The sequence below is a fragment of the Stenotrophomonas sp. P5_B8 genome (genome assembly GCF_054049855.1).
Genome location: NZ_JBFULO010000692.1, coordinates 1 through 1,257 on the forward strand (window position 1 = coordinate 1; position 1,257 = coordinate 1,257).

1 protein-coding gene is annotated in these 1,257 nt (G+C 57.8%); it reads right to left on the minus strand.

The window, feature by feature from the left end; translation table 11 throughout:
- Nucleotides 1-867: 867 nt before the first annotated feature.
- A partial coding sequence (locus ACXJKH_RS20735; protein ID WP_457322210.1) for a hypothetical protein occupies nt 868-1,257 on the minus strand: 390 nt, incomplete at its 5' end.

Below are 1,257 nucleotides of genomic sequence, written 5' to 3' on the forward strand. Positions count from 1 at the left end.
GGCATACCTTGGGGCAACGTTCGTTCAAGCTGGTTGTAACCCAACTTACCCACCTCGACCCCGAAACGAATGTAGTCAGAGTCGTTTGCAAATGCCAACGCGGCTGGCTGATTGGGGTTACCCTCGCCCCAGCGTAGCTCAGCGATTACTTCAACAATTGGTGCGTTCGTCATCGAAACTATCAGTCCGGATAGTGGGTTGGCGTCTGGTTGGACGTGCCATACGGAAGGACTCCGCCTTGCTCATATCATGCCACACAAAGTTAGTACAGCAAGAAGAGGCATAAGTTCCTTACGGGTATCGGCCCGAAAAAGACCAGCTGAAGACCTACAGGCGGAAGGAGCTACTACCGGCTTATGAGCCTGTTTAGGGGGTTAAGACCCCGTGAAGCCCAGAGCTTCCTGCAGGCCAAGGTCACGAGAATGCCCTCGGCGCATGGCTGCACGCTGGCGATCTGGCGGTTCCCCCACCACAGCCCCCAGTGCTCACCATGCTGCACCCAGCCTCGTGGCCGGGGTGCAATCATGAATTCGGTGTAGTCGCAGGGAGGGAGCATGGCGCGCAGGATACGGGCCGGGATCTCAGATTCCGAGACTGGCCTTAGCCTCCCGCGAAGGTGTCGGCGCGGCGCTGCTCGGGAGCCGACTTGCAGACCCTCCCGGAGCAACCCTGAGGCACCGCTGGGCGTCGTCACGCCCTGGCGTAACGCGTGACGTAACGGTGACGTTACGCGCCTGCTACGACGCGAGAAACGGTTTCAGAACCGTCTGCGAACCGTTCCCTACGTCACCCACATGGCAACAGGGCCTAGATTGAGCGGCGGATTGCGGCCATGTAGCAACCAAGCCGATGGCCGCTGCAGCACGGCTAGGCCGCCAGCCGACCAAGTACCTCAGGAAGTTTGGAGTAGGGCACCACGGGGGCGCCGAACTGAAGCAAATTTAGCTCGTCGGCAGACCAGTCTTCGAGATCATCATAGACGATCCTCTGCTCCACGCCTGGTATACGGGCGCGCTGTATATCCATGTTGGCGACTACTCGTGCATTGATCGCCGAAGAGTCATGGACAACGGGATCCACAATTATCCGCTTACCCGAGGAAACTGAAATGATGCTCTCGAACTTGTGAGGTTTATTGCTACTGCCGATCAACTTTTCCGAATGCACGCTGGCTGGAAACGAGACCTCAAGGAACCACCTTAGCATGGCCTTGAAATCCCTGTTGCTAGGAACCTTGTAGTGGGCGAACAGCCACTC